At 71.6% G+C, this 21,432-nt stretch carries 18 protein-coding genes; 13 read left to right on the top strand and 5 right to left on the bottom strand.

Going from position 1 to position 21,432, the window contains the following annotated elements; translation table 11 throughout:
* The first annotated feature begins 11 nt into the window (after positions 1-11).
* Positions 12-851: a phosphate/phosphite/phosphonate ABC transporter substrate-binding protein gene (locus tag AW273_RS30325; RefSeq protein ID WP_062355593.1), complete on the top strand. Its 840-nt coding sequence runs from the start codon at positions 12-14 to the stop codon at positions 849-851.
* The gene (locus tag AW273_RS30320; protein ID WP_062355591.1) at positions 848-2,038 is read left to right on the top strand and encodes a ferritin-like domain-containing protein; all 1,191 of its coding nucleotides are present in this window, start codon (positions 848-850) and stop codon (positions 2,036-2,038) included. The genes AW273_RS30325 and AW273_RS30320 overlap by 4 nt, the downstream gene beginning before the upstream one ends.
* Here AW273_RS30320 and AW273_RS30315 read toward each other — a convergent pair.
* From AW273_RS30315 to AW273_RS30295, 5 genes are all read right to left on the bottom strand, one after another.
* Positions 2,031-2,486, bottom strand: coding sequence for a TorD/DmsD family molecular chaperone (locus tag AW273_RS30315; RefSeq protein ID WP_062355588.1), 456 nt, complete (start codon positions 2,484-2,486; stop codon positions 2,031-2,033). The genes AW273_RS30320 and AW273_RS30315 overlap by 8 nt on opposite strands.
* The gene (locus AW273_RS30310) at positions 2,483-4,978 is read right to left on the bottom strand and encodes a molybdopterin-containing oxidoreductase family protein (RefSeq protein ID WP_062355585.1); all 2,496 of its coding nucleotides are present in this window, start codon (positions 4,976-4,978) and stop codon (positions 2,483-2,485) included. Before AW273_RS30310 ends, AW273_RS30315 begins: the two co-directional genes overlap by 4 nt.
* A gap of 11 nt (positions 4,979-4,989) precedes the next feature.
* Positions 4,990-5,790, bottom strand: a complete 801-nt coding sequence (gene nrfD, locus AW273_RS30305) for an NrfD/PsrC family molybdoenzyme membrane anchor subunit (RefSeq protein WP_062355583.1) — start codon at positions 5,788-5,790, stop codon at positions 4,990-4,992.
* Positions 5,787-6,404 (bottom strand): 4Fe-4S dicluster domain-containing protein, encoded by a 618-nt coding sequence (locus AW273_RS30300; protein ID WP_063910154.1) that lies wholly within the window; start codon positions 6,402-6,404, stop codon positions 5,787-5,789. The genes nrfD and AW273_RS30300 overlap by 4 nt, the downstream gene beginning before the upstream one ends.
* Positions 6,405-6,502: 98 nt before the next feature.
* On the bottom strand, positions 6,503-7,186 hold the full coding sequence (locus tag AW273_RS30295; protein ID WP_062355580.1) for an ArsR/SmtB family transcription factor: 684 nt from the start codon (positions 7,184-7,186) through the stop codon (positions 6,503-6,505).
* A gap of 129 nt (positions 7,187-7,315) precedes the next feature.
* Between AW273_RS30295 and AW273_RS30290 the strand changes: the two genes are divergently transcribed.
* The 11 genes from AW273_RS30290 (at position 7,316) to AW273_RS30240 (ending at position 21,429) form a co-directional block, all read left to right on the top strand.
* Positions 7,316-8,455: an NAD(P)/FAD-dependent oxidoreductase gene (locus tag AW273_RS30290; protein ID WP_062355579.1), complete on the top strand. Its 1,140-nt coding sequence runs from the start codon at positions 7,316-7,318 to the stop codon at positions 8,453-8,455.
* A 42-nt stretch (positions 8,456-8,497) separates the two neighbouring features.
* Positions 8,498-9,229, top strand: coding sequence for an ArsR/SmtB family transcription factor (locus tag AW273_RS30285; protein ID WP_063910153.1), 732 nt, complete (start codon positions 8,498-8,500; stop codon positions 9,227-9,229).
* A gap of 100 nt (positions 9,230-9,329) precedes the next feature.
* Entirely contained in the window at positions 9,330-9,665 is a 336-nt protein-coding gene (locus tag AW273_RS30280) for an ArsR/SmtB family transcription factor (RefSeq protein ID WP_062355575.1), read from the top strand.
* 52 nt (positions 9,666-9,717) lie between these two features.
* Complete coding sequence (locus AW273_RS30275; RefSeq protein ID WP_062355572.1) at positions 9,718-10,179, top strand: SRPBCC domain-containing protein; 462 nt, start codon at positions 9,718-9,720, stop codon at positions 10,177-10,179.
* Between the two features lie 133 nt (positions 10,180-10,312).
* A complete protein-coding gene (locus AW273_RS30270) occupies positions 10,313-11,257 on the top strand; it encodes a DUF1702 family protein (protein WP_062355569.1) in 945 nt (314 codons plus the stop codon).
* Positions 11,254-13,116 carry an FG-GAP repeat domain-containing protein gene (locus AW273_RS30265; RefSeq protein ID WP_062355566.1) on the top strand — a complete coding sequence of 621 codons (1,863 nt, stop codon included), beginning with the start codon at positions 11,254-11,256 and terminating at the stop codon, positions 13,114-13,116. Before AW273_RS30270 ends, AW273_RS30265 begins: the two co-directional genes overlap by 4 nt.
* Positions 13,113-14,027 carry a hypothetical protein gene (locus tag AW273_RS30260; protein ID WP_062355562.1) on the top strand — a complete coding sequence of 305 codons (915 nt, stop codon included), beginning with the start codon at positions 13,113-13,115 and terminating at the stop codon, positions 14,025-14,027. The genes AW273_RS30265 and AW273_RS30260 overlap by 4 nt, the downstream gene beginning before the upstream one ends.
* A gap of 4 nt (positions 14,028-14,031) precedes the next feature.
* Positions 14,032-19,413, top strand: a complete 5,382-nt coding sequence (locus tag AW273_RS30255; RefSeq protein ID WP_062355559.1) for a type I polyketide synthase — start codon at positions 14,032-14,034, stop codon at positions 19,411-19,413.
* Positions 19,410-19,850 carry an acyl-CoA thioesterase gene (locus AW273_RS30250; RefSeq protein WP_062355557.1) on the top strand — a complete coding sequence of 147 codons (441 nt, stop codon included), beginning with the start codon at positions 19,410-19,412 and terminating at the stop codon, positions 19,848-19,850. Before AW273_RS30255 ends, AW273_RS30250 begins: the two co-directional genes overlap by 4 nt.
* Positions 19,847-20,494, top strand: coding sequence for an NADPH-dependent F420 reductase (locus AW273_RS30245; protein ID WP_062355554.1), 648 nt, complete (start codon positions 19,847-19,849; stop codon positions 20,492-20,494). The genes AW273_RS30250 and AW273_RS30245 overlap by 4 nt, the downstream gene beginning before the upstream one ends.
* On the top strand, positions 20,491-21,429 hold the full coding sequence (locus tag AW273_RS30240; RefSeq protein ID WP_062355551.1) for a hypothetical protein: 939 nt from the start codon (positions 20,491-20,493) through the stop codon (positions 21,427-21,429). Before AW273_RS30245 ends, AW273_RS30240 begins: the two co-directional genes overlap by 4 nt.
* Positions 21,430-21,432: the final 3 nt, after the last annotated feature.

Genomic DNA, 21,432 nt, shown 5'->3' with positions numbered 1-21,432 from the left:
AGGCGCGGGCGATGACTCTTCTCATGGGTGCGGTGGCCTACGACCCCAAGGTCGTCACCATCTGGGGCGGATTCCGGTCGTGGCTGAACGACAACGGGCTGCCCTTCGACTTCGTCCTGTACTCCCAGTACGAGCGCCAGGCCGAAGACCTGGCGCAGGGCCGCATCGACGCGGCGTGGAACTCGCCGCTGTCGTGGATCCGCAGCCGCCGCCTGGCGCAGGCCAGCGGCCGCACACTCACCCCGCTCGTGATGCGGGACACCGATCGTGATCTGAGGTCGCTGATCGTCGTACGGGCCGATTCGCCGTTCAAGGACGTGGCCGACCTCAAGGGCGAGACCGTCGCGGTCGGCGCGGTCGACTCGCCGCAGGCAACCCTGCTGCCGCTGTCCTACCTGGCCTCCCGGAACGTGCAGGTGGACGTGCGGCGCTTCGACGTGGGCGTCGGGTTGCACGGCGACCACATCGGCGGTGAGCGGGACGCCGCCCGCGCGCTGGTGTCGGGCACCGTCGCCGCCGCGTGCATGATCGACTCCAACCACCTGCTGTTCGGCAAGGAGGGCACCCTGCCCGCCGGTTCGACCCGGGTCATCGGGCAGACCGAGCCTTTCGACCACTGCAACATGACCGTGGGCGAGACCGTGTCCGACCAGACGAGGGCCGACTTCGCCGAGCTGCTGCTGTCGATGTCGTACACCGACCCGAAGGTCCGGCCGCTGTTCGACCTGGAGGGGCTGACCCGCTGGGAGCCGGGCCGCGTCAGCGGCTACCCGCCACTGGAGAGGGCCGTCGACGAGACCGGTTTCTACGACGCGGCCGGCGCCGTCACCGCCGCCGACTACCGGCCATGATGCTCGACCTGGGCGACCTGGGTTTCGAACAGGGCGCTCACATCCTGCTGCAGCGGGCGCTCGGCCCGCTGCGGCCGGGGGAGGAGCTCGGTGTCGCGGGGCTCGATCCGGCGCTGGTCATGCACGTCGAGGTGTGGTGCCGGGCGAAGGGGCACCTCACCCGGCGTGCGGACGACAACGACGACGGGATCAGGGTCTGGGTCACCCGAGGTCGCGCCGACCTCGATCGGTGGGTGCACGCCGAACGCGCCGGAGGCCCCTCGCCGCACGGCATCGTCAACGAGCCTCCGGCCCACTGGGGGCTCGCAGCTCGGGGCGCGCTCGTCGAACCGGGTGGGCCGCCGATCGCCGCCGACCTCGCCTCCCGGGAACTCGTCTGGGCAGATCTCGCTCCCAGCCTGTACGCCAACGCGGCAGCCTCTCAGTGGGATCCGGCCACCGCCATCGCGTGGGACGCCCCGGTCGACCTGGTGCCGGAGATCGAGCGCGCGGTCGTGCAGGTCATGACGTTCCTGGTGGAGAACGAGCAGGCCGCGCTGGTGGTCCCGGCCCGGCTGCTGGCCCGCATCCATCCGCACTTCCGCGAGGTGCTGCAACTGCTGGCGGTGCAGGCCGCCGACGAGGCCCGCCACGTCGAGGTCTTCACCCGGCGGGCGCTGCTGACGGGCGGCGAGATGGGCACCTCCTCGGTCAGCGGCCGGGAGTCGCTGGCGACCCTGCTGCGGGAGCCCGACTTCTCGATGGCCTCGTTCCTGCTGTCGGTGCTCGGCGAGGGCAGTTTCCTCAACCTGCTGACCTTCATCGACCGTAACGCCCCCGACCCGGTGACCCGCCAGGTCGCCCGCATGGCCCGTCAGGACGAGGCCCGCCACGTCGCCTTCGGCGTCGCCCACCTCCAGCACCAGGGCACCCTCGACCGCACCCTGCTCGGCCGGTTGCGCGGCGCGATCGAGCAGCGGCACGAGACCCTCATCTCCAGCGCGGGGCTGAACCAGGACGTCTTCGACTCCCTGGTCGTGCTTGCCGCCGGAGAGTGGAGCCCGGCCGGGATCAGACGGGGTTACGCCGCGGTGCAGCAACTCCAGGCGGAGATGGACGAAGGCCGCCAGCACCGGCTGGTGCGCCTCGGTTTCCCGCACGACGAGGCGGCCGAGTTGTCGGCCCTGCACACCAGGAACTTCATGTGATCTCCTCCCGGCACCACCGGGCGGCCGACGCATACGGTTCCAGCCGGGCCGACTCCTCCAGCGACCGCAGGTAGCCGAGGGCCCACGGGCGCACGTGGTCGTCGAGCAACTCCTCGGCGACCGGCCCCGGACTGAGGTGGTGGAGCAGCGCCAGTTCCACGCCGAGGTGGTCGAGGGCGAGCACGGCGAAGCCCGGCGGCACCACCACGTCGAGACCGTGCCGGGCGGCGAACTCCTTCAGCCGCCGCTCGGCACGGCCGCCGATCATCGGCTCGCCCCGCCGCACCGACGCGTACGGCGGGCAGACCGGGCGTGGCCCGACGAACAGGCGGCAGAACTCGGCCGACAGGTCCTCCAGCGGCTCGGGGCAACCGAGCGCCTCCCGCAACGGGGCGTCGATCTCGGTGCTGACCAGCCGTGACATCAGCATGATCACGTCGCCGTTCACGCGCCGCCCTCGATCCTTCGGACCGTGACCATCGTGTCGTGGTAGGCCTGCTGGCCCGACACCGGGTCGGGATAGATGGGCAGGATGTCGTTCTGCGCGACGCTCAGCGAACCCGCCCACCAGACTCGCCCGTGGTCGGGCGGCTCATGGCCGACCAGCACCGCCCGGTCGCGGCCGTTGGAGGCGACCGGCCCGCCGGTGGTCCGGCCGGCGTTGTGGGCGATGGCGATGACCTGCGGGTGGATGCCCTCGGTCAGGTGGACGCGGGTGCGCAGCGAGCCGAGCTGGGAGCCGTCGCCGCGCGGCACCTCCGGATCGATGGGCCGGTAGCTGGTGACCTCGATCCAGTCGCCGTGGGCCAGCCCGAGCCCTGACGCGGTGGCCGGGTTGAGCCAGGCGGGGTTGGTATGCGAGATCTCCTGGAGCCACTTGGACTGCAGGGTGCGGTGGGCGTTGTGCACGTTCCACTTGAAGCTGATCATGATGAGCCGGCCCTGGGCGAGTTGTTCGCGGTGTCCGGGGATGGGTTCGTACACCGGCAGCGGGGAGATCGTGCGGTCGGCCTCGCGGCCCCGGTCGTTGACGAACTGGCTGTGCACCTCGACCTTGCGCGACGGGGTGCCGAAACCGCGCCTGGCCGTCCCGTCGACCATGACCCCGATCGCGCCGTCCGGGCCGTGGATCACCCCGTCTTCGGTCCGGGTGCCCTCCAGCTCCTCGGCGGTGAGCTCCTTCTCGTACGGGAGATAGTTGGGCTTCTTCGCCGGGTCGACGTGGACGCCCGCCTCCCGCATGTGGCCGAAGCCGCCCGGAACGGGAGCGAAGTACTGCTCGAAGTACTCCTCCTGGGTGGCCCACGGGAAGTAGTGCTCCATGCCGCCGCCGATGCGCCGGGCCAGCTCGGGGAAGATCTCTCGCAGGTCTTTGGACTCGCCCAGGGGCGGCACGACCGGCTGCCGCAGTCCGACGTAGTCGACCAGGCCCTGGGGCGGGCGGGAGTCGATGTCCCACCGTTCCAGGTACGTCGTCCACGGGAGGATGATGTCGGCCAGGTTCGAGGTCTCCGACGCCATCACGTCGAGGCAGACGTGGAACGGCACGAGGTCCTCGTCGGCCAGCACCTCGCGCACCAGGTTCGCCTCCGGCCACGCCCAGGCCTGGTCGCAGTTGTAGGTCATCAGCGCCGAGATCCGCTGCCGCCGTTGCTTGATCCACAGGTAGACGATCTCGCCGACCCGCATCTTGTTGCTCTGCCAGGCGTTGGCCAGCGGCCAGTCCTTCGCCTCGGCGATGAGGCTGCGCGCGGTCGGCTTGGGCGCGATCGGGCCGGGCTCGGGCAGCGCCTTCTTGTCCCAGGCGCTCATCGGGTGCCAGCACCAGCCGCCCTCCTCGCCCATGTTGCCGACCAGGGCGTTGAGCACGGTGATGGCGCGGTCGTTGTGGAAACCGTTGCGGTGGGCGGCCGAGCCCCGGTTGCAGATCGTGGTGCAGCGCGGCGTGGCCCCGGCGAACTCGCGGGCGATACGCCGGATCGCCTCGGCGGGCACACCACTCTCGGCCTGCGCCATTTCGGGGGTGTACGCCCGGACGTGCTCGGCGTACTTCTCGGCCGGGTAGTTCGTCCACCGGTCGAACCACTCCCGGTCCCACAGCCCCTCCTGACAGATGACGTTCGAGATGGCCAGGGCGATCAGGCCGTCGGTGCCGGGGCGGACGGCGTACCACTCGTCGGAGAGGGCGGCGGTGTTCGACAGGCGGGCGTCGAAGGTGACGATCTTGGCGCCGCGTTCGCGGGCCCGCATCATCCGGGTGGCGACCGGGATGTGGCCCTGGTGTGCCTCGGCCCAGTTGCTGCCGAAGTTGAGGATGTAGCGGCTGTTCTCGTAGTCGCCGAGGTCCCAGTCGGAGTCGCCGATCGTGGTCAGGATCGCGGCCCGCCGGTTGAGCGAGCACAACGCGCGGTGGTTGAAGGCCGAGGGGGTGCCGAAGGCGTCCAGGAAGCGGGCCACGATGTCGGTCGAGCGGTTACGGCCCTGCTGGAAGGCGAACTCCTCCGGGCGCCCGCTCTCGCGGATCGCCCGCAGCCGGTCGGCGATCTCCGTGTACGCCTCGTCCCAGGTGATGCGCCGCCACCGGCCCTCGCCCCGGCGGCCGACCCGTCTGAGCGGGTAGAGCAGGCGGCTGGGGTCGTACAGGATCGACGGGCCGGCCACCCCTTTGGCGCAGACCGCGCCCCGGCTGTTGGGGTCGGCCGGGTTGCCCTCGATCGTGAGCAGGCGGCCGTCCTTGACGTTGGCGATGATGCCGCAGGCGGTCGTGCACATCTGGCACATCGAGGCGACGCGGCGCACCGCGCCGACGGTCTTCCCCGCGGCGCGGGGCTCGGTGGTCATCCGGTGCACGACCTCGATGCCGCCCAGCCCGGCCGCGCCCACTCCGGCGACGGCGGCGGCGCGCAGCAGGTCACGCCGGGTCAAGGTCCACGTTGACATGCGTGCTCCTCCTACGAGCCGACCGCGAACAGCAGGTATCGGGTGGCCGCCGCGCCGGCGAGCACGGCGACGGCGCACAGGGCCGTCACCACGCGGTTGCGCGGCAGCGTGAGCAACCCGGCGGCGGGCAGCAGCAGCCCGGCGCCCACGGCCACCCCCCAGAACAGCGGCGCGGAACCGCCGGTCGTGAGCTCGGCCAGCAGCAGCCGGTCACCGGGCCGCCCGGCCAGCGCGAGTGCCTCCACGGCCAGCGCCACCGCCGAGGCCGCCAGCAGACCGAGCAGCGCGGTCCGCCCCTCGCCGCCCAACAGCACGACCACCGCCGCGCCCATCAGCAGGGCGGTGAGCACGAACAGCACCCCCGCGCCTCCGGCCAGCGGGGACGCCCACGAGCGGGCGAGCAGCGCGGCCGGATAGAGGGCGAGCGCGAAGCTCACGGCCAGGAGCAGGACGGCGACGACCTTGGTGAGGCGGGGGAGCGGCCGGTCGGGTGGCCGGCGACGCTCGACGGCGTGGACGACGAGGAGGAGCAGCAGGATCTTCAGCGCGATCAGCTTGGCGCCCCACGAGATGGGCGAGGCGAGATTGTCGAAGCGGACCAGCATCAGGTGGAACCGCTCGGGCCGCCCCAGGTCGGCCACCAAAAGGACGCTGATCGCGACCAGCGCCACCAGCGCACCCCAGGCGCCGATCCGCTCCAGCCGGACCGACGCGCCGGACCGGCCGACCCACCAGGTCATCAGGGTGAGCCCGGTCGGCAGGCCCACCAGCACGACATAGGCCGCCAGCAGCGGGCCCCACGCGACCGTCACGCCGGCTCGCCGGACAGGTCGGCCGTGGTGTCGACCTGCACGCCCTGCTCCTCGATCAGCGGGAGCGCGTTCTTGGGGTCGACGTAGAGCACCTTCGGCCGGGTGCCCGCCGACTCCTTCCACACGGTGACGTCGTTGGCGGCGGCCCGGACGGCGATCTCGCTCTCCGGGTCGTCGAGGTCGCCGAAGACGCGGCAGTTCGTCGGGCAGGCGTCCACGCACGCCGGTTGCCGTCCCTCGGCGGTGCGGTGGTCGCAGAACGTGCACTTGGCGGCGGCGCCCCGGTCCTCGTCGACGTAGATCGCGTCATAGGGGCAGGCGGCCATGCACGCCCGGTTGAGGTTGCAGTCGCCGTCCTCGATCGTGACCTGGCCGTCGTCGAGCCGGACGACCGCGCCCGTCGGGCACGCGCTGAGGCAGGGCGCGTCCTCGCAGTGGTTGCACAACACCGGGATGAAATGCCGGGTGACCTTGGGATATGCGCCCTCCTCGACGTATTTCACGGTGTCGCGGAAGTTCCCGAGCGGGACGTCGAACTCCGCCTTGCAGGCGACGGAACAGGCGTGGCAACCGATACACGTACGCAGGTCGATGAGCATGCCGAGACGGGCCATGGAAATCCCTCGCGGTATTCGGACGGCGGCGTTCCGGAGGGTAAATCGGGATTTTTCGCCCAGTCAACCGCGTTCGTCATCGGCCCAGCTCGGGCAATTCACGAATCCTTTTGAATGTTTGACTGCTCCTTTTCTATGGGGAGCCCGGCGACCTGCCACTCGAGCATTCCCTCGTTCAGCCGGGCCGCCGGAATGCCGTGCGCCTTCAGGATGCGCACCGCCTCCGGGGCGAAGACGCAGTAGGCGCCCCGGCAGTAGGCCACCACCTCCGTGTCGGGCGGCAACTCGTTCAGCCGCTCCGGCAGGTCGTCGACGGGGATGCACACCGCCCCGGGGATGTGGCCCGCGTCGTACTCGCCCTGGGGGCGGACGTCGAGGATCGTGACGCGGCCGGTCTCGGCGCGTCGCAGCAGTTCGTCGCGGGTCACCTCCTCGGTCTGCTCTCCCAGGTAGGCGACCACGGCGACCTGGACGTCGGCCAGCCGGGTGGCGGCCACCGCCCGCAGCCGGGCATAGAGCTCGACCACATCGTCGCCCGCCAGGCGGTAGAGCACCCGCTGGCCGTCGCGCCGGGTGGCGACCAGGCCGCCGTGGCGGAGGGTCTGGAGGTGCGCCGAAGTGCTCGTGACCCCCATCCCGGCCGTGTGCGCGAGGGCCTCCACGCTCTGCTCGCGCTGTGCGAGCAGGTCAAGCAGCTCCAGACGCTTGCCATGACCAAGAGCTTTACCGACCCGTGCGATCTGGTCGAAAAGGGAGGCTTTTCTCTCGCTGTCTCCGACCATATAATCCTCCAATGAGCAATGGATTAATGGATGCATGGAGGAGTATAGCTTTCGGCGGGGCGTCTGTCCCGTAATTCGACTGGTCAGAGCCGCACCGAAAAGATCGATTCGATTCGACGGGAGCACACCGTGACCAACACCGTTGTCGTCCTGGGAGCCGGAGCGGGCGGCCTCACCGTCGCCGAAGCCCTTCGCGAACGACTGCCCGACGCCGACCGTGTCCTGCTGGTCGACCGTTCCTTCGACGGAGTCCTGGGCCTGTCCCTGCTCTGGGTCATGCGCGGCTGGCGCACCCCCGAGAAGGTCCGGGTCAGGCCCACCCCCGAATCCCTGCCCGGCGTCGAGATGATCCGCGCCACGGTGGAGCGCGTCGACCTGGACACCCGCCGGGTGCACACCGACTCCGGCGTGCTCGACTGCGACGCGCTGGTCGTCGCCCTGGGCGCCGAACTCGACGCGGGAGCCGTACCGGGACTGACCGAGGCCCTGGACAGCGGCCGGGCCGGCGAGTTCTACACCCTCGGCGGCGCCGCCGCGATGCGCGAGAAGCTGACCGCCTTACGGCGCGGCCGGCTGGCCGTCCTGGTCGCGCGGGTGCCGTTCAAGTGCCCGGCCGCGCCCTTCGAAGGCGCGCTGCTCGCGGCCGACCTGCTGACCGAGACCGGGGTACGCGACCAGGTGACCGTCGACGTGTTCACCCCCGACCCGCTGCCGATGCCGGTCGCCGGTCCGGCCGTCGGCCGGGCGCTGGTCGGCATGCTCACCCAGTCGGGCATCGGCTTCCACGGGCAACACACGATCGAGTCGGTCTCCGACGGCGAACTCGTCTTCGCCGGCGGCGTCCGGGAACGTTACGACCTGCTGGCCGTGGTGCCGCCGCACCGGCCGCCGGCGGCGCTGGGCGGGTGGCTCCCCGTCGCCCCGCGCACCTTCGCGACCGCCACGGCAGGTGTCTGGGCGATCGGCGACGCCAGCGCGCTGATCCTGCCGAACGGCAAGCCGCTGCCCAAGGCCGCGGTCTTCGCCGAAGGGGCCGCCGACGTCGTGGCGAACGGCGTCGCCCGGCATCTGGGACACGAGGCGCCCGACCCGTGGTTCGACGGGCGGGGCGCCTGCTACATCGAACTCGGCGACCGGATCTCGGCGAAGGGCGAGGGGGACTTCCTGCGCGAACCCGCGCCCGAGGTGACCCTCTTCGACCCCTCGCCCCTGTTCCACGAGGAGAAGGCCGATCAGGAAGGCAACTGGCTCAAGCGCTGGAACGCCTAGCACCACACCCCTCCAGCAGAAGACGGGAAAGGCAAGGTAGACATGACCACCGACAACGTGACCACGGTGCTCGCCGAGTTCGCCCGAGTCGCCAAGGCGCTGGCGAATCCCGTCCGGCTCCACCTGCTCGACCTGCTCTCCCAGGCCGAGCGCAACGTCGAGGACCTCGCGACCGCGGCGGGGGTGCCGATCGGCAACACCTCGGCCCAGCTGAAGGTGCTGCGGGACGCGGGACTGGTGTGCAGCCGCCGGGACGGCACCCGCATCTACTACCGGCTCGCCGGAGACGACGTCGCCGCCCTGTACGCCAGCCTGCGCCAGGTGACGCGCAGGCGGGCTCCGGAGGCGGAGGCTCCCCGGGTGGTGCCCCTGAGGGTGGCCGCATCGGATGCCACGATCACCCGTGAGGAACTGCTGCGCCGCCGAGGGGACGGCCGGACCCTGTTGATCGACGTCCGTCCGGCGGTCGAGTATCTCGCCGCCCACATCCCGGGGGCGATCTCCATGCCCGTCGAGGAACTGCGCACCCGGGTGGAGGAGCTGCCGGTCGGCGCCGAGGTCGTCGTCTACTGCCGCAGCTCCCACTGCCTGCTCGCCCGGGAGGCGTTGTGGCTGCTCAAGTCACACGGCCGGTGCGGGCGCAGGCTTGAGGAGGGCATGCTCGAATGGCGCCTGCAACGCTTCCCGCTGGCCTCCGGCCGCCCGAAACCCCGCCGCCAGTTGCCGGTGACCCCGGTACGCGAGCGGGAGCACTCCGCCGTGCGCGGTGCCTGACCCTCGTCCTGACCTCGTTGTGAAAGTTGACGCTAACGAAAGGTGGTGCCTACTCTCGTAGTCATTCAGGGGTCTCGCCCCCTGGCTAGGATCTGACTTCATGAATGGTGACGTGGACGAGGTGCTGCGGGCGATCGCCGAGCCCCGCAGGCGGGCGATCCTGCGTCTGGTCGCCACGGAGGAACTCCCCGCCGGCCGCATCGCCGAGCATTTCGAGGTCACCCGATCGGCCGTCTCCCAGCACCTGCAGATCCTCAAGGACGCGGGCCTGGTCCTGGAGCGGCGCGACGGCACCAAGCGGATCTACCGGGCCAGCGAGGACGCGCTGGCCCAGCTCCGCGAGGTCGTCGAGTCGTTGTGGCGCGAGAGCATGGCGCGGGCCCGCGACTCCGCCGAGGGCCACGACGGCTTGCGCGATGAACAGGTGGCGGGCTGATCCGTCTGGCAGACTTGCCCCTGTCCGTCCGCCGCACGCAGGGGTAGCGCCGATGACCAGCCCGGCCGAGACCAACGTCGAACCCATCCGTCACGCGGTCAACGTCGAGGCCGACCAGTCCCGCACGTTCAGCACCTTCACCCGGAAGCTGGCGACCTGGTGGCCCGTCGAGGCGATCGCCATCGAACCCGGCCGCGTGCGTGACGTCTGCCTCGAAGAACGCGTGGGCGGGCGCATTTACGAAATTCTCGACGACGGCCGGGAACGCGACTGGGGGCACATTCTCCGGTGGGATCCGCCGAATCTGGTGTCGTTCACGTGGGAGGTAATCCAGACGCCCACGCTCACCGAGGTCGAGTTGCTATTCAAGCCGCTCGGGCCGGCGTTGACGCGCGTGGAGATGACCCACAAGGGCTGGGAAAACCTCACCCCGCTGCTCATGGAGTCCTACCTGGCACACCACTCTGGCTGGGCATTCATTCTGAGCCGGTTCGAGGCCCAGGTCAACGGCTGATTCGCCGTCAACCTATTCAATAGATCCTTATACAATTTGTTTGCGCACGTCGCAGACTTTCCGTCGAATCGTCCGTTGACATCGCTTTTCGCGATGTTATTTGTTGCCTTCTGTGGCAACGTCGTATTCCCTTGTGAGATCGGCACTCCGCCGCCCGCTCACCCTCCGACCCGAAGATCTTGATCTCGGCGCGCGCGGGTTCCGGCTCGCCGACCCGGCGGTCGCGCCGGTGCTCGATTCGGTGGTCGCCGCCTTCGCCTCCGGGTACAACGGGATGCTCTCCCGCGATCCGGCCGAACTCGGCATCGAGAGGCTGAGCGCGCGGGTCCGCGGCTTCGCCTACGAAGGCGCCGCGATGAGCGCCGTCATCCTCGACCTGGTCACCCTCGGCGGCGGCCGGCGTCTGCGCGAACTCGACCGGGCGACCGGCGGCCGCTACGTCCACCTGCTGCTGGTCGGCGCCGGATGGGCCTACGCGCGCCTGCGGCTGCGGCCCTGGCGCGGGGTCCGGTTCGGGCCGCCGGTGCTGCGCTGGCTGGCCTGGGACGGCTGGGGCTTCCACCAGGCGTTCTTCCACCCGGTGAAGGTGTTCGGCAACGGCTGGATCGAGGCCCGCGTGCCGGACGACTGCCGTTCGATCCGCGACCAGGGCGCGGGGCGCGCGTTGTGGTTCTACGCGGGCGCCGAACCCGCCCGCGTCGCCGAGGTGATCGGCGGCCTGCCCGCAGGCCGCCGCGCCGACCTGTGGGCGGGCATCGGGCTGGCCGCCGCCTACACGGGGGCCCAGTCGCCGGAGGCGCTGAACCGCCTGGTCACCGCCGGTGAGGGCTACGCCGCCGCGCTGGCGCAAGGAGCGGCGTTCGCGGCCAAGGCGCATCTGCTGTCGGGAATCGTCACCGACGAGACCGCCTCGGCCGTGAAGATCCTCACCGGTGTCGACGTGCCGGCCGCCGCGCGGTGGACCGACGACGCGCTGGCCGCACTCGACGGCCGCCCCGACACCCCCGAAACCTACGAAGCCTGGCGGGCCGGTGTCCGGCACGCCTGGGCCTCCGCCCTGGGAGAGGTGACACGGTGACGTCCCCGATCAGAAGACGCCTGGTGCAGATCGTGGCGGTCGTCCTGGTGCTGGCCGGCTGGCAGGTGGCCCGCCCGCCCGCCGCCGCGCCCGCGACGGCCGACGCGCTGGCCAAGGGTTTCTCCTTCCAGCGGCTCCCGTTGAACGGCGCGGCCACGGAACGCTCCATCCGGGTCGTCGCGCCGGTCTACAAGAAGATCGACCACTGGATCTCCTCGCTCGGCGGCGCGGTCGCGCTGGCCGACGTGGACGCCAACGGCCGGCCCGACGACGTCTGCCTGGTCGATCCCCGCGACGACTCGGTCCGGCTGCTGCCCGCCCCCGGCACCGGCGCCCGGTACGCCGCCCGCCCGCTGACGGCGGGGGCGCTGCCGTACACCACGGCGATGGCGCCGATGGGCTGTGTGCCCGGCGACTACAACGACGACGGCCGCACCGACCTGCTCGTCTACTTCTGGGGCCGCAGCCCGATCCTGCACCTGAACTCGGGCAGCGGCTTCACGCCGACGGAGATGGTCACGCCGTACGAGATCTGGAACACCAACGCGGTCTCGCTGGCCGACTTCGACGGCGACGGCCGGACCGACGTGGCGATCGGCAACTACTTCCCCGACAACGCGCGCATCCTCGACCCGACGGCCGTCCAGTTCCAGATCCAGATGCAGGACTCGATGTCGGGCGCCTACAACGCCGGGCGCAACCGCATCCTGCTCGCCCGGGGCGAGGGCCGCTTCGCCGAAGCGGCCGGGGCCTTCGACGCCGAGATGGGCGACGGCTGGACGCTCGCGATGGGCGCCCAGGACCTCGACTCCGACGGCCGGCCCGACCTGTACGTCGCCAACGACTTCGGCCCCGACCGCCTGCTGCGCAACATCTCCACTCCGGGCGCGCCGCGCTTCGAGCTGATGGAAGGGGTGCGGCACTTCACCACGCCGAAGTCCAAGGCCCTCGGCTGGGACTCCTTCAAGGGCATGGGCGTCGCCTTCGGCGACCTCAACGCCGACGAGGTGCCCGACATGGTGGTCAGCAACATCACCCAGAACTACGGCCTGCACGAGAGCAACTTCGCCTGGCTCAGCGCCGACGGCGTCGCCTTCAAGGCCGAGGGCATCGCCTCCTACGACGACCACAGCGAACAGGTCGGCATCTCCCGTTCCGGCTGGGGCTGGGACGTGAAGATGGGCGACTTCGCCGGCACGGGCGACCTGCAGATCGTCCAGGCCACGGGCTTCATCAAGGGCGAGACCAACCGCTGGCCGGAGCTGCAGGAACTGGCCATGACCAACGACGCCCTGCTGGTGAACCCGGACATGTGGCCGCGCTTCCAGATCACCGACGACCTGTCGGGAAGCGACCCCGACCGCTTCTTCGTCCGCGGCCCGGACGGCCGCTTCCACGACCTGGGCGGCCGGCTCGGCCTCGACGACGGCGGCCCCACCCGGGGCATCGCGCTGGCCGACGTCGACCACGACGGACGCCTCGACTACGCCATCGGCAACCAGTGGCGGCAGTCGCACTTCTACCGCAACACCAGGACCACCGACCTGCCCCACCTCGGGCTGACGCTGACCCGCCCGGCCACCTGCCAGGGAGCCGCCACCCCGACACCGGCCATCGGCGCCGCGGTGCGGCTGCGTTCGGGCGCGGCCGGGGTCACCACCGGCCAGGTGTACCCGGCCGCCGGGCACGCCGGTGTCTCGTCGCCCGAGTTGCTGTTCGCCCTGTCCGGACCGGCCGCCGACGCCACCCTCACCTGGCGGGACGCCTGCGGGGTCCGGCACAGCGCCGACCTGCGGCTCACCTCCGGATGGCACACGGTCCTGCTCGGCGACGACGGAACCGTCAAGGAGACCCGATGAAAGACCCCCGCGTCATCGCGCTGCGCCGGTTCGCGATCTCGATCACGGCGTTCAACATCCTCGGCCACGCCGTGCTCGGTTTCGAGCAGGCGTACGTCACTCCGCTGGCGGCGCTGGCGGCCGCGTACATCCTGGAGATCGGGCTGGAGTGGCTCGACGCCACGGCGACCGGGCGCGCGCCCAAGTTCCGGGGCGGCGGCTTCAAGGGGCTGGTCACGTTCCTGCTGCCGGCCCACATCACCGCGCTGGCCTGCGCGATGCTCCTGTACGCCAACGACCGCCTCGCCCCGGTGATCTTCGCGGTGATCGTGGCCATCGCCTCCAAGTACCTGATCCGGATCCGGCTCCACGGCAAGTTCCGGCACGTGCTCAACCCGTCGAACTTCGGCATCGTCGTGGTGCTGATCGTCTTCCCGTGGGTGAGCATCGCGCCCCCCTACCACTTCACCGAGTGGATCAGCGGGCCGCTCGACTGGGTGCTGCCGGCGTTCATCCTGATCTCCGGCACGGTGATCAACGCCATGCTCACCAAGAAGATCCCGCTCATCCTCGGCTGGGTCATCGGCTTCGCCGCACAGGCGGTGATCAGGACCGGCATCGACGGCACGGCCACGGTGACCGCGCTGACCGTCATGACCGGCACGGCGTTCATCCTGTTCACCAACTACATGATCACCGACCCGGGCACGACGCCCGTGAAGCCCGCCAACCAGGTCGCCTTCGGCGTGGCCACGGCGGCGGTCTACGGCCTGCTGGTGCACGTGCACATCGCGTTCGGCCTGTTCTTCGCACTGGTCATCGTCTGCGCGCTGCGCGGCGCGGCCCTCGGGGTGATCTCGCTGCGCGCCCGTGCCGAGACCCCCGCCGAGGAACCCGTGCCACAGCTCGTCGCCACCGCAAACAGGACGTGATCCCGTGTACGACCGCGCCACCATCGCCATCGTCGGCGCCGCCTGCCGTTACCCGGGCGCCGACGACCCGGACCAGCTCTGGGAGTCGGTCCTGTCCCGGCGTCGATCCTTCCGGCCCATCCCGCCGGCCCGGCTGAACCTGGCCGACTACACCGGCGACCGCGACGGCACCTATGCCAGGTTCGCGGCCGTGCTGGAGGGCTGGACCTTCGACCGGGCCCGATTCCGCATCCCCGGGCCGGTCCACCGGGTCACCGACACCGCCCACTGGCTCGCCCTGGAGGTGGCCGCCGACGCCCTGGCCTCCGCCGGGTACGCCGACGGGGCCGGGCTCGACGGAAACCGGGTCGGCGTGGTCGTGGGGAACACCATGAACGGCGAGTTCAGCCGCGCCAACGGGCTGCGGCTGCGCTGGCCCTATGTCCGCCGGGTGATGCAGCAGGCGTTGACGGAGGAGGGCTGGGAGGCGCCCGAGCTCGCCAGGTTCCTGGCCACCGTCGAGCACCGTTTCAAACAGCCCTTCCCCGAGCCGAACGACGAGAGCCTGGCGGGTGGGCTGGCCAACACCATCGCCGGGCGCATCTGCAACCACTTCGACTTCCACGGCGGCGGCTACACCGTCGACGGCGCGTGCGCGTCGTCCCTGCTGTCGGTCGTCACGGCGGGCAACACGCTGCGCGCCGGGGCGGCCGACGTCGTGATCGCCGGAGGCGTCGACCTCAGTCTCGACCCGTTCGAGCTGGTCGGATTCGCCCGGACCGGCGCGATCGCGACAGACGCCATGCGGATCTACGATGACCACCCGACCGGCTTCTGGCCCGGCGAGGGCTGCGGCATGGTCGTGCTGATGCGGGCCGAAGACGCGCTGGCCGAAGGCCGGGCCCCGCTCGCGCTGATCCGCGACTGGGGCGTGTCGTCCGACGGACGGGGCGGCATCACCCGCCCGGAACAGGCGGGCCAGCTACTCGCGGTGGGCCGGGCCTACGAGCACCTCGACTACGGCCCGGAAGACGTCGCCCTGTTCGAGGGCCACGGCACCGGCACTGCCGTCGGCGACGCCGTGGAGATCGCCACCCTGATCGAGGCGCAGCGGGGCAGACGGACCACGACTCCCGCCGCGCTCGGCTCGATCAAGGCCAACATCGGCCACACCAAGGCCGCCGCCGGGCTGGCCGGGCTGCTCAAGGCCGCGATGGCCCTGCACCGGCAGGTGCTCCCGCCGACGACCGGCTGCGACACGCCCCATCCGGGTCTGCGTGCGGACGACGCTCCCTTGCGGGTGCTGGCGGACGCCGAACCCTGGCCGCAGGACCAACCGCTGCGGGCCGGGGTCAGCGCGATGGGGTTCGGCGGCATCAACACCCATGTGGTGCTGGAATCGGCGGCGACGATCCGCCGGGCCGCGCTGACTCCACGCGAACGTCTGCTCGCGCATCGGCCGCCGAGCCACGAACTGGTCCTCCTTGGGGCCGACAGCCGCGACGAACTGCGGCGGACCCTCGATCGCATCGTCGCGACGGCGTCGACGATGGCGTTCGGCGAGCTGGCCGATCTCGCGGCGAGCCACCTTCCCGGCGAGCGGCCCGCCTTCCGGGCGGCGCTGGTCGCCGCCGATCCCGCGCAGCTCGGCGAACGTGCCCGCAGGGCCGTCGCCGCGCTCGACGACGGTTTCACGGTCTTCCCCGGAGGCGCGGTGGGGGAGGGACCGGCCGGCCGCGCCGGGTACCTGTTCACCGGTCAGGGGGCGGGGGTGCCCGCCGGGCCGGGGGCGCTCGGCGGGTTCGATCCCGAACTTGCGGCGTACTTCGACGGGCTCTCGGACACCGTCGACACCGCGGTGGTCCAGCCGGGGGTGGTGCGGGCCTCGATGGCGGGCCTGCGCTGGCTGAGCTCCCTCGGCGTCACCGCGCACGCCGCCACCGGCCACAGCCTGGGGGAGATCACCGCCCTGCACTGGGCCGGCGCGCTCACCGAAGCACAGGCCGTCGAGCTCGCCGCCGTCCGAGGCAAGATCATGAAGACCCACGGCACTCCCGGCACCGGCATGGTGTCCGTCATGGCCGACCGGAGCCTGGCCGACGCGCTGATCGCGGGCACGCGCCTGGTGGTCGCGGCCGAACACGGCACCTCCCACGTGGTGGCCGGGCCGGACGAGGACCTGGCCGCGCTGATGACCCGGTGCCGGGATCGCGGAGTGACCGCGCGAGAGCTGCGGGTCAGCCACGCCTTCCACTCACCCGCCTTCACCGAGGCACGCCCGGTGCTCGCCGAACACCTGCGCGACCTGGTCTTCGGCGCGGTCAGCCGCCCGGTCTACTCCACCGTGCTCGGTGCCCGGCCGACACCGGAGACCGACCTGCGAGACCTGCTGACCGAGCAGCTCACCGCGCCCGTGAGGTTCGCCGACGCCGTGTCCGCACTGGCCGAGGACTGCGACCTGCTGGTGGAGATCGGCCCGGGGCGGTCCCTCACCTCGCTGGCCACCGCGCTGACCCCGCTGCCGGTCGTGGCGATGGACGTCGGAAGCCCCTCTGCGGCGGCCCCTCTCCAGGCCGTCGCCGCGCTGTTCGCGCTCGGCCTGGTGACCGACCCGCGGCCGATCTTCGCGCATCGTTCGCACCGGCCTTTCGACCTGTGGCGGGAGCCGAGGTTCCTGGAGAACCCCTGCGAGCAGGCGCCGCAGGTAGAAGCCGGCTACGAGCCGCTCGTCACCGAGGCCGTTCCGGAGGTCCGCACGACCTCCGACGACGTTCCCGGGACCGTTCGTGAACTGGTCGCGGGATTGCTGGAACTTCCCGTCGAGGCCGTCGGGCAGGACGACCGGCTGCTCAGTGACCTGCACCTGAACTCGTTGCGGGTGGTGCAGCTCGCCGGGGAGGCGGCCACGGTCCTCGGCCGCGCCGTCCCGGCCGAACCCCTGATGTCCGCCGACGTCTCCGTCGCCGAACTCGCCGCGTTGATCGCGGCGCTCCCGGCGGCCGACGAGACTGAACCGCCGCTGGAGGGGGTGGCGAGCTGGCATCGGCTGCTCGTCGAGGACACCGAGCCCGTCGAACTGGCCTCCGCAGCCCGCCCGCACGCGTGGCGGATCAGTGGCCGGGGGCCGTTACGAGAGGCCCTCTCGCTCCGTGCGGGCTCTGCGGCCGAACTCGTCTTCCTGCCGGAGGACCCCTCCGATGACGACGTCGCCACGCTGGTCTCGGCCGTCCGTACCGGATCGCCGGTGACCGTCGTCGACCACGGCGACAGCGCGTCGGGGTTCCTGGCCTCGGTGCGCGCCGAACATCCCGGCCGGTGGTTGCGGTGGATCCGCGCCCGCGACGCGGAATCGGTCGCGACCGTGCTCGCCGCCCCGTTCGAGGGCCCCGTCGAGGTGCACGCCGAGAACGGGGTGAGTGTCCCGGTCTTCCGCCCCGCACCGGCCGGAACCGGTGAACCGCCGCTGGCCTCGGAGGACGTCGTGCTGGTCACGGGCGGCGGGAAGGGCATCGGCTTCCGCTCGGCCCTGGCCCTCGGTACCGCCTACGGGTGCCGGTTGCTGCTGCTCGGCCGCGCCGGCCCGTCCTCCGACGAGGAACTGCGCGGCAACCTGGCCGTCCTCGCCGAGAACGGCATCCGGTACGCCTACCTCCGGGCCGACCTCGCCGACCCGGCCGCCGTGCGGCGGGCGATCGACGAGCCGGTCACCGCGATCATCCACAGCGGCGGCGTCAACGAGCCCAAACGCTTCGCCGAACTGACCGACGACGACCTCGCCCGGCACGCCGCCGCGAAGTACCACGGGCTGAAGAACGTCCTGGCGGCGATCGACGTCGCGAGGCTGCGCCATCTGGTCACCTTCGGGTCGGTCATCGGCCGCTTCGGCCTCCCCGGCGAGGCCCACTACGCCCTGGCCAACGGCCGCATGCGCGAACTCGCCCGTGTCCTCGCGCTCCAGGCGCCGGGCTGCCGGGTCCGCAACGTCGACTGGACGGCGTGGTCGGGCGCGGGCATGGGGGAGCGTCTCGACGTGCTCGACGGCCTGCGCCGGTCCGGCGTCGACCCTCTCCCTGCCGAGCGCGGCGTGGAACTCCTCCACGAGGTGCTGACCTCCGACGGCCCGACCCTCCTGGCGACCGGCCGGCTGCCCCAGCTCGACCGTCCCGGTGACGTGGCGGGGCCGCTGCTCACCCGGACCCGGCTGCACGTCCCGGGTGTCGAACTGGTCGCCGAGGCCGACCTCGGGCTCGACATCCATCCCCGGCTCCGCGACCACCTCATCGACGGGATCGCCGTGCTGCCCGCCGTGGTCGCGCTGGAGATCATGGCCGAGGCCGCCGCGACGCTCACCGGGCGGCGGGTCACCTCTCTGGGCGAGGCGCGCTTCGACCGGCCGGTCATCGTGCCGGCCGACGGAGTGCGAACGGTCCGCGTCTGCGCGCTGACCGGCCCGGACGGCGTGCGGGTGGTGCTGCGCAGCGACGAGAGCGGCTACGCCGCCGACCACTTCACCGCCGTCGCGGGCGTCCCGCCCGACCCCGTCGAGCCGCTGCGCCGAGTCTCGGCGTTGCCACCGCACGACGGGGCCGACCTGTACGGGCCCACCTTCTTCCACGGCCCCGCCTTCCAGCGGGTCCGCCGCTACGACCACCTGGAGGCGACCGCCTGCGTCGCCGTCGTGGACGCCGCGACCCGCTGGTCACTGGACGGGACACAGCTGGGCGACCCCACGTTCACCGACGCCACCATCCACGCGCTCCAGGCCTGCGTGCCCGGCCGCCGCCTGCTGCCGGTCGGTTGCCAGGCGATCACGGTGCACGAGGCCGGGCCATACCCGGCGGAGCTGCGTTTGTCCGCGGTGGAGCGCCACCAGGATGGGGCCGAGCACGTTTATGACGTGTCCGTGCACCATGCCGACGGCCGGCCGGTGCTCAGCTGGAGCCGGTTGCGGCTGCGCGACATCGGCCCGCTTGAACCGCGCGACGGCTGGCCCGCCGTCCTGCTCGGACCCCTTCTCGAGCGCGGGCTGGAGAGCCTGCTGCCCGACGTCAGCGTCAAGGTCGAGACAGGCCCCGGCCTCGACCTGGAGGTCACCGGCGCGGCCTCGCTGGGCTGCGCGATCGACCACGTGGCCCTCGACGCCGAGGAGCCGCCAGGGGAGCCCCATCCGATCACACGGCTCACCGGCGAGCCCGCCGCCTGCACGCACGCGCGGTTGCGCACGGCACGTTCCTGTCTGGATTCGGCGGGCGACACCGGCGGGGTGCCGCTCACCGTCTCCGGGGTCTACGAGCAGGGATGGGTGCTGTTGCGCGGCGGGCCGCATCGCATCGCCTCGGCGATCGTGCGCATCAGCGGTGAACCCCGGCCGGTGGCCGTGGCCGTCCTTGTGAAGGGAACACCGTGAACCCCCACTTCGCCTACGAACACCTGGTGACCTTCGCCGACACCAACCTCGTCGGCAACGTGTACTTCGCCAACTACGTCGCCTGGCAGGGCGCCTGCCGGGAACGGTTCCTGGCCGACCACGCGCCCGGAGTGCTGCGCGGCCTCTACTCCGACCTCGCCCTGGTCACCGTGTCGTGCTCGTGCGAGTACTTCGCCGAGTTGCAGGCCTTCGACCAGGTGTCGATCCGCATGACGCTGCGCAGCATCGACCTCAACCGCATCGTCATGGCCTTCGACTACTTCCGCGTCGGCAACGGCCCCGGCCAGCTCGTCGCCCGGGGCGCCCAGACGGTGGCCTGCATGCGGCGCGTCGAGGGCGACCTCATCGCCATCGACGTGCCCCAGGAGCTCTACCAGGCGCTGGACGCGTTCGCCGTGCCGGGAAGCCGGCGGTGACCGGCGAACCCGTCGGGGTCGTCGGATGCGGCTCGATGGGCGCCGCCATCGCCGAACTGCTGCACCGCAGTGGCCATCGGCCGATCCTGGCGGGCGGGACCCGCCGGACCGCCGAGATGGTGGCCGCCACCTTGCCCGGGGCGGTCGCCGCCGATCTGTCGGCGGTCGTCGCGCGGGCGCCGATCGTGATCCTGGCCACCCGGCTCCGGGTGACCTGTCACGTCATCGGCCCACTGGCGGCGCGCGGCCTGGCCGGGCGGATCGTCGTCGACGTCTCCAACCCCGACCCCGGAGACCTGCCGCCTGGCGGGCCCCGGACCTCGGCCGAACTCGTCGCCGACGCCTTCCACAAGAGCGCGGTCGTCAAGGCGCTGAACTGCGTCTCGGCCCGGCGGCTGCGCGCCGTCCGGCCAGGCGACGGCCTCACCGTGCCCATCGCGGGCGACGACCCCGGCGCCAAGGACGCGGTGACCCGCCTGCTCGGCGGCAGCGGGCTGAACGTGGTCGACGCCGGGCCCCTCTCGGCCAGCACGTGGATCGAGTCGCTGGCCGCCTTCCTGCGTCACCTCGGCACCGAGCAGGGGTTCGGCGACTCCGTCGGATTCCGGCTCATCACCCCCCACGAGAAAGGACGGCCAACGTGACGGCCACCCAGCCCCAGTCCACCGCGCCCCCGCGCACGGACATCCCCGACCATCGGGGTCGCATCGTGCTGTTCAGCTTCCTCGGCGGCTTCGCCCTGACCGTGTTGTGGTCGGCGCCCTTCGTCGACAAGGTCATCGGCGAGAACGTCACCAGCGCGATCATCGGCCATGAGGCCACCGGCACGCCCATCGCCGGCGTGCTCTCCGGCGTGTTGTTCGCCTTCGCCAGCGGCCTCGGCGGCACGTTCACGGCCTGTAACATCGCCGCTCTCGGCGCGGTCGCGCCCATGCTCGGCGAACGCCGGTCCATCAAGGGCCGCATCACCCAGGCCCTCGTGCCCCTCGGCTGGCTCGTCGCCGGGATGACGGTCGTCTCGGCCCTCTACGGGGTCGTGGTCGCCTTCTTCGGCACGAACATGCCGCAGTACTCCACCGCCACCGTCACCTCCGGGCTGGCCCCACGTCTGATCCAGTCGCTGGTCGTGTTCGGCATCCTCGGGCTGGTCATGATCTATCTCGGGCTGGCGGCGCTGCACCTGGTGCCCGACCCGCTGGCGAAGATCTCGGCCCGGTTCCCGCACGCCCGGTCGCTGGTCATGGGCGTGCTCATCGGCCTGTTCCTCATCGGTCGTCCCTTCGGCCTCTACCGGCAGCTCTTCCGCGACGTCGCCGACAGCGGCAACCCCCTCTATGGCGCGTTGTCGTTCCTCACCCAGTCGCTGGGCAACATCGTCGTGCTCGCGGTGCTGTTCCTGCTGCTGGCGGTCGCCACCGGCGGGCGGGTCCAGCGCTGGCTCACCTCCAAGCCGGGCCGGGTCGCCGTGGTCGCCGGGTCGGCCCTCCTCATCGCCGGGGTCTTCACCTTCCTCTACTGGGACGTCCGGCTGCTCGCCCGGACCGGCGTCATCTGGTTCCCCACCATCACCTGGTACTGACGG

It is taken from the genome of Herbidospora yilanensis (genome assembly GCF_001570565.1).
Classification (GTDB): Bacteria; Actinomycetota; Actinomycetes; order Streptosporangiales; family Streptosporangiaceae; genus Herbidospora; species Herbidospora yilanensis.
Note: the sequence above shows the minus strand (reverse complement) of the source record. Positions and strands in the feature narration are given on the sequence as shown.

What these genes read in the sequence shown, in the direction of transcription:
- AW273_RS30325 (WP_062355593.1), top strand. Translation starts at nt 12, where the DNA reads ATGACTCTTCTCATGGGTGCGGTGGCCTACGACCCCAAGGTCGTCACC.
- AW273_RS30320 (WP_062355591.1), top strand. Translation starts at nt 848, where the DNA reads ATGATGCTCGACCTGGGCGACCTGGGTTTCGAACAGGGCGCTCACATC.
- AW273_RS30310 (WP_062355585.1), bottom strand. Translation starts at nt 4,978, where the DNA reads ATGTCAACGTGGACCTTGACCCGGCGTGACCTGCTGCGCGCCGCCGCC.
- AW273_RS30300 (WP_063910154.1), bottom strand. Translation starts at nt 6,404, where the DNA reads ATGGCCCGTCTCGGCATGCTCATCGACCTGCGTACGTGTATCGGTTGC.
- AW273_RS30295 (WP_062355580.1), bottom strand. Translation starts at nt 7,186, where the DNA reads ATGGTCGGAGACAGCGAGAGAAAAGCCTCCCTTTTCGACCAGATCGCA.
- AW273_RS30285 (WP_063910153.1), top strand. Translation starts at nt 8,498, where the DNA reads ATGACCACCGACAACGTGACCACGGTGCTCGCCGAGTTCGCCCGAGTC.
- AW273_RS30280 (WP_062355575.1), top strand. Translation starts at nt 9,330, where the DNA reads ATGAATGGTGACGTGGACGAGGTGCTGCGGGCGATCGCCGAGCCCCGC.
- AW273_RS30275 (WP_062355572.1), top strand. Translation starts at nt 9,718, where the DNA reads ATGACCAGCCCGGCCGAGACCAACGTCGAACCCATCCGTCACGCGGTC.
- AW273_RS30260 (WP_062355562.1), top strand. Translation starts at nt 13,113, where the DNA reads ATGAAAGACCCCCGCGTCATCGCGCTGCGCCGGTTCGCGATCTCGATC.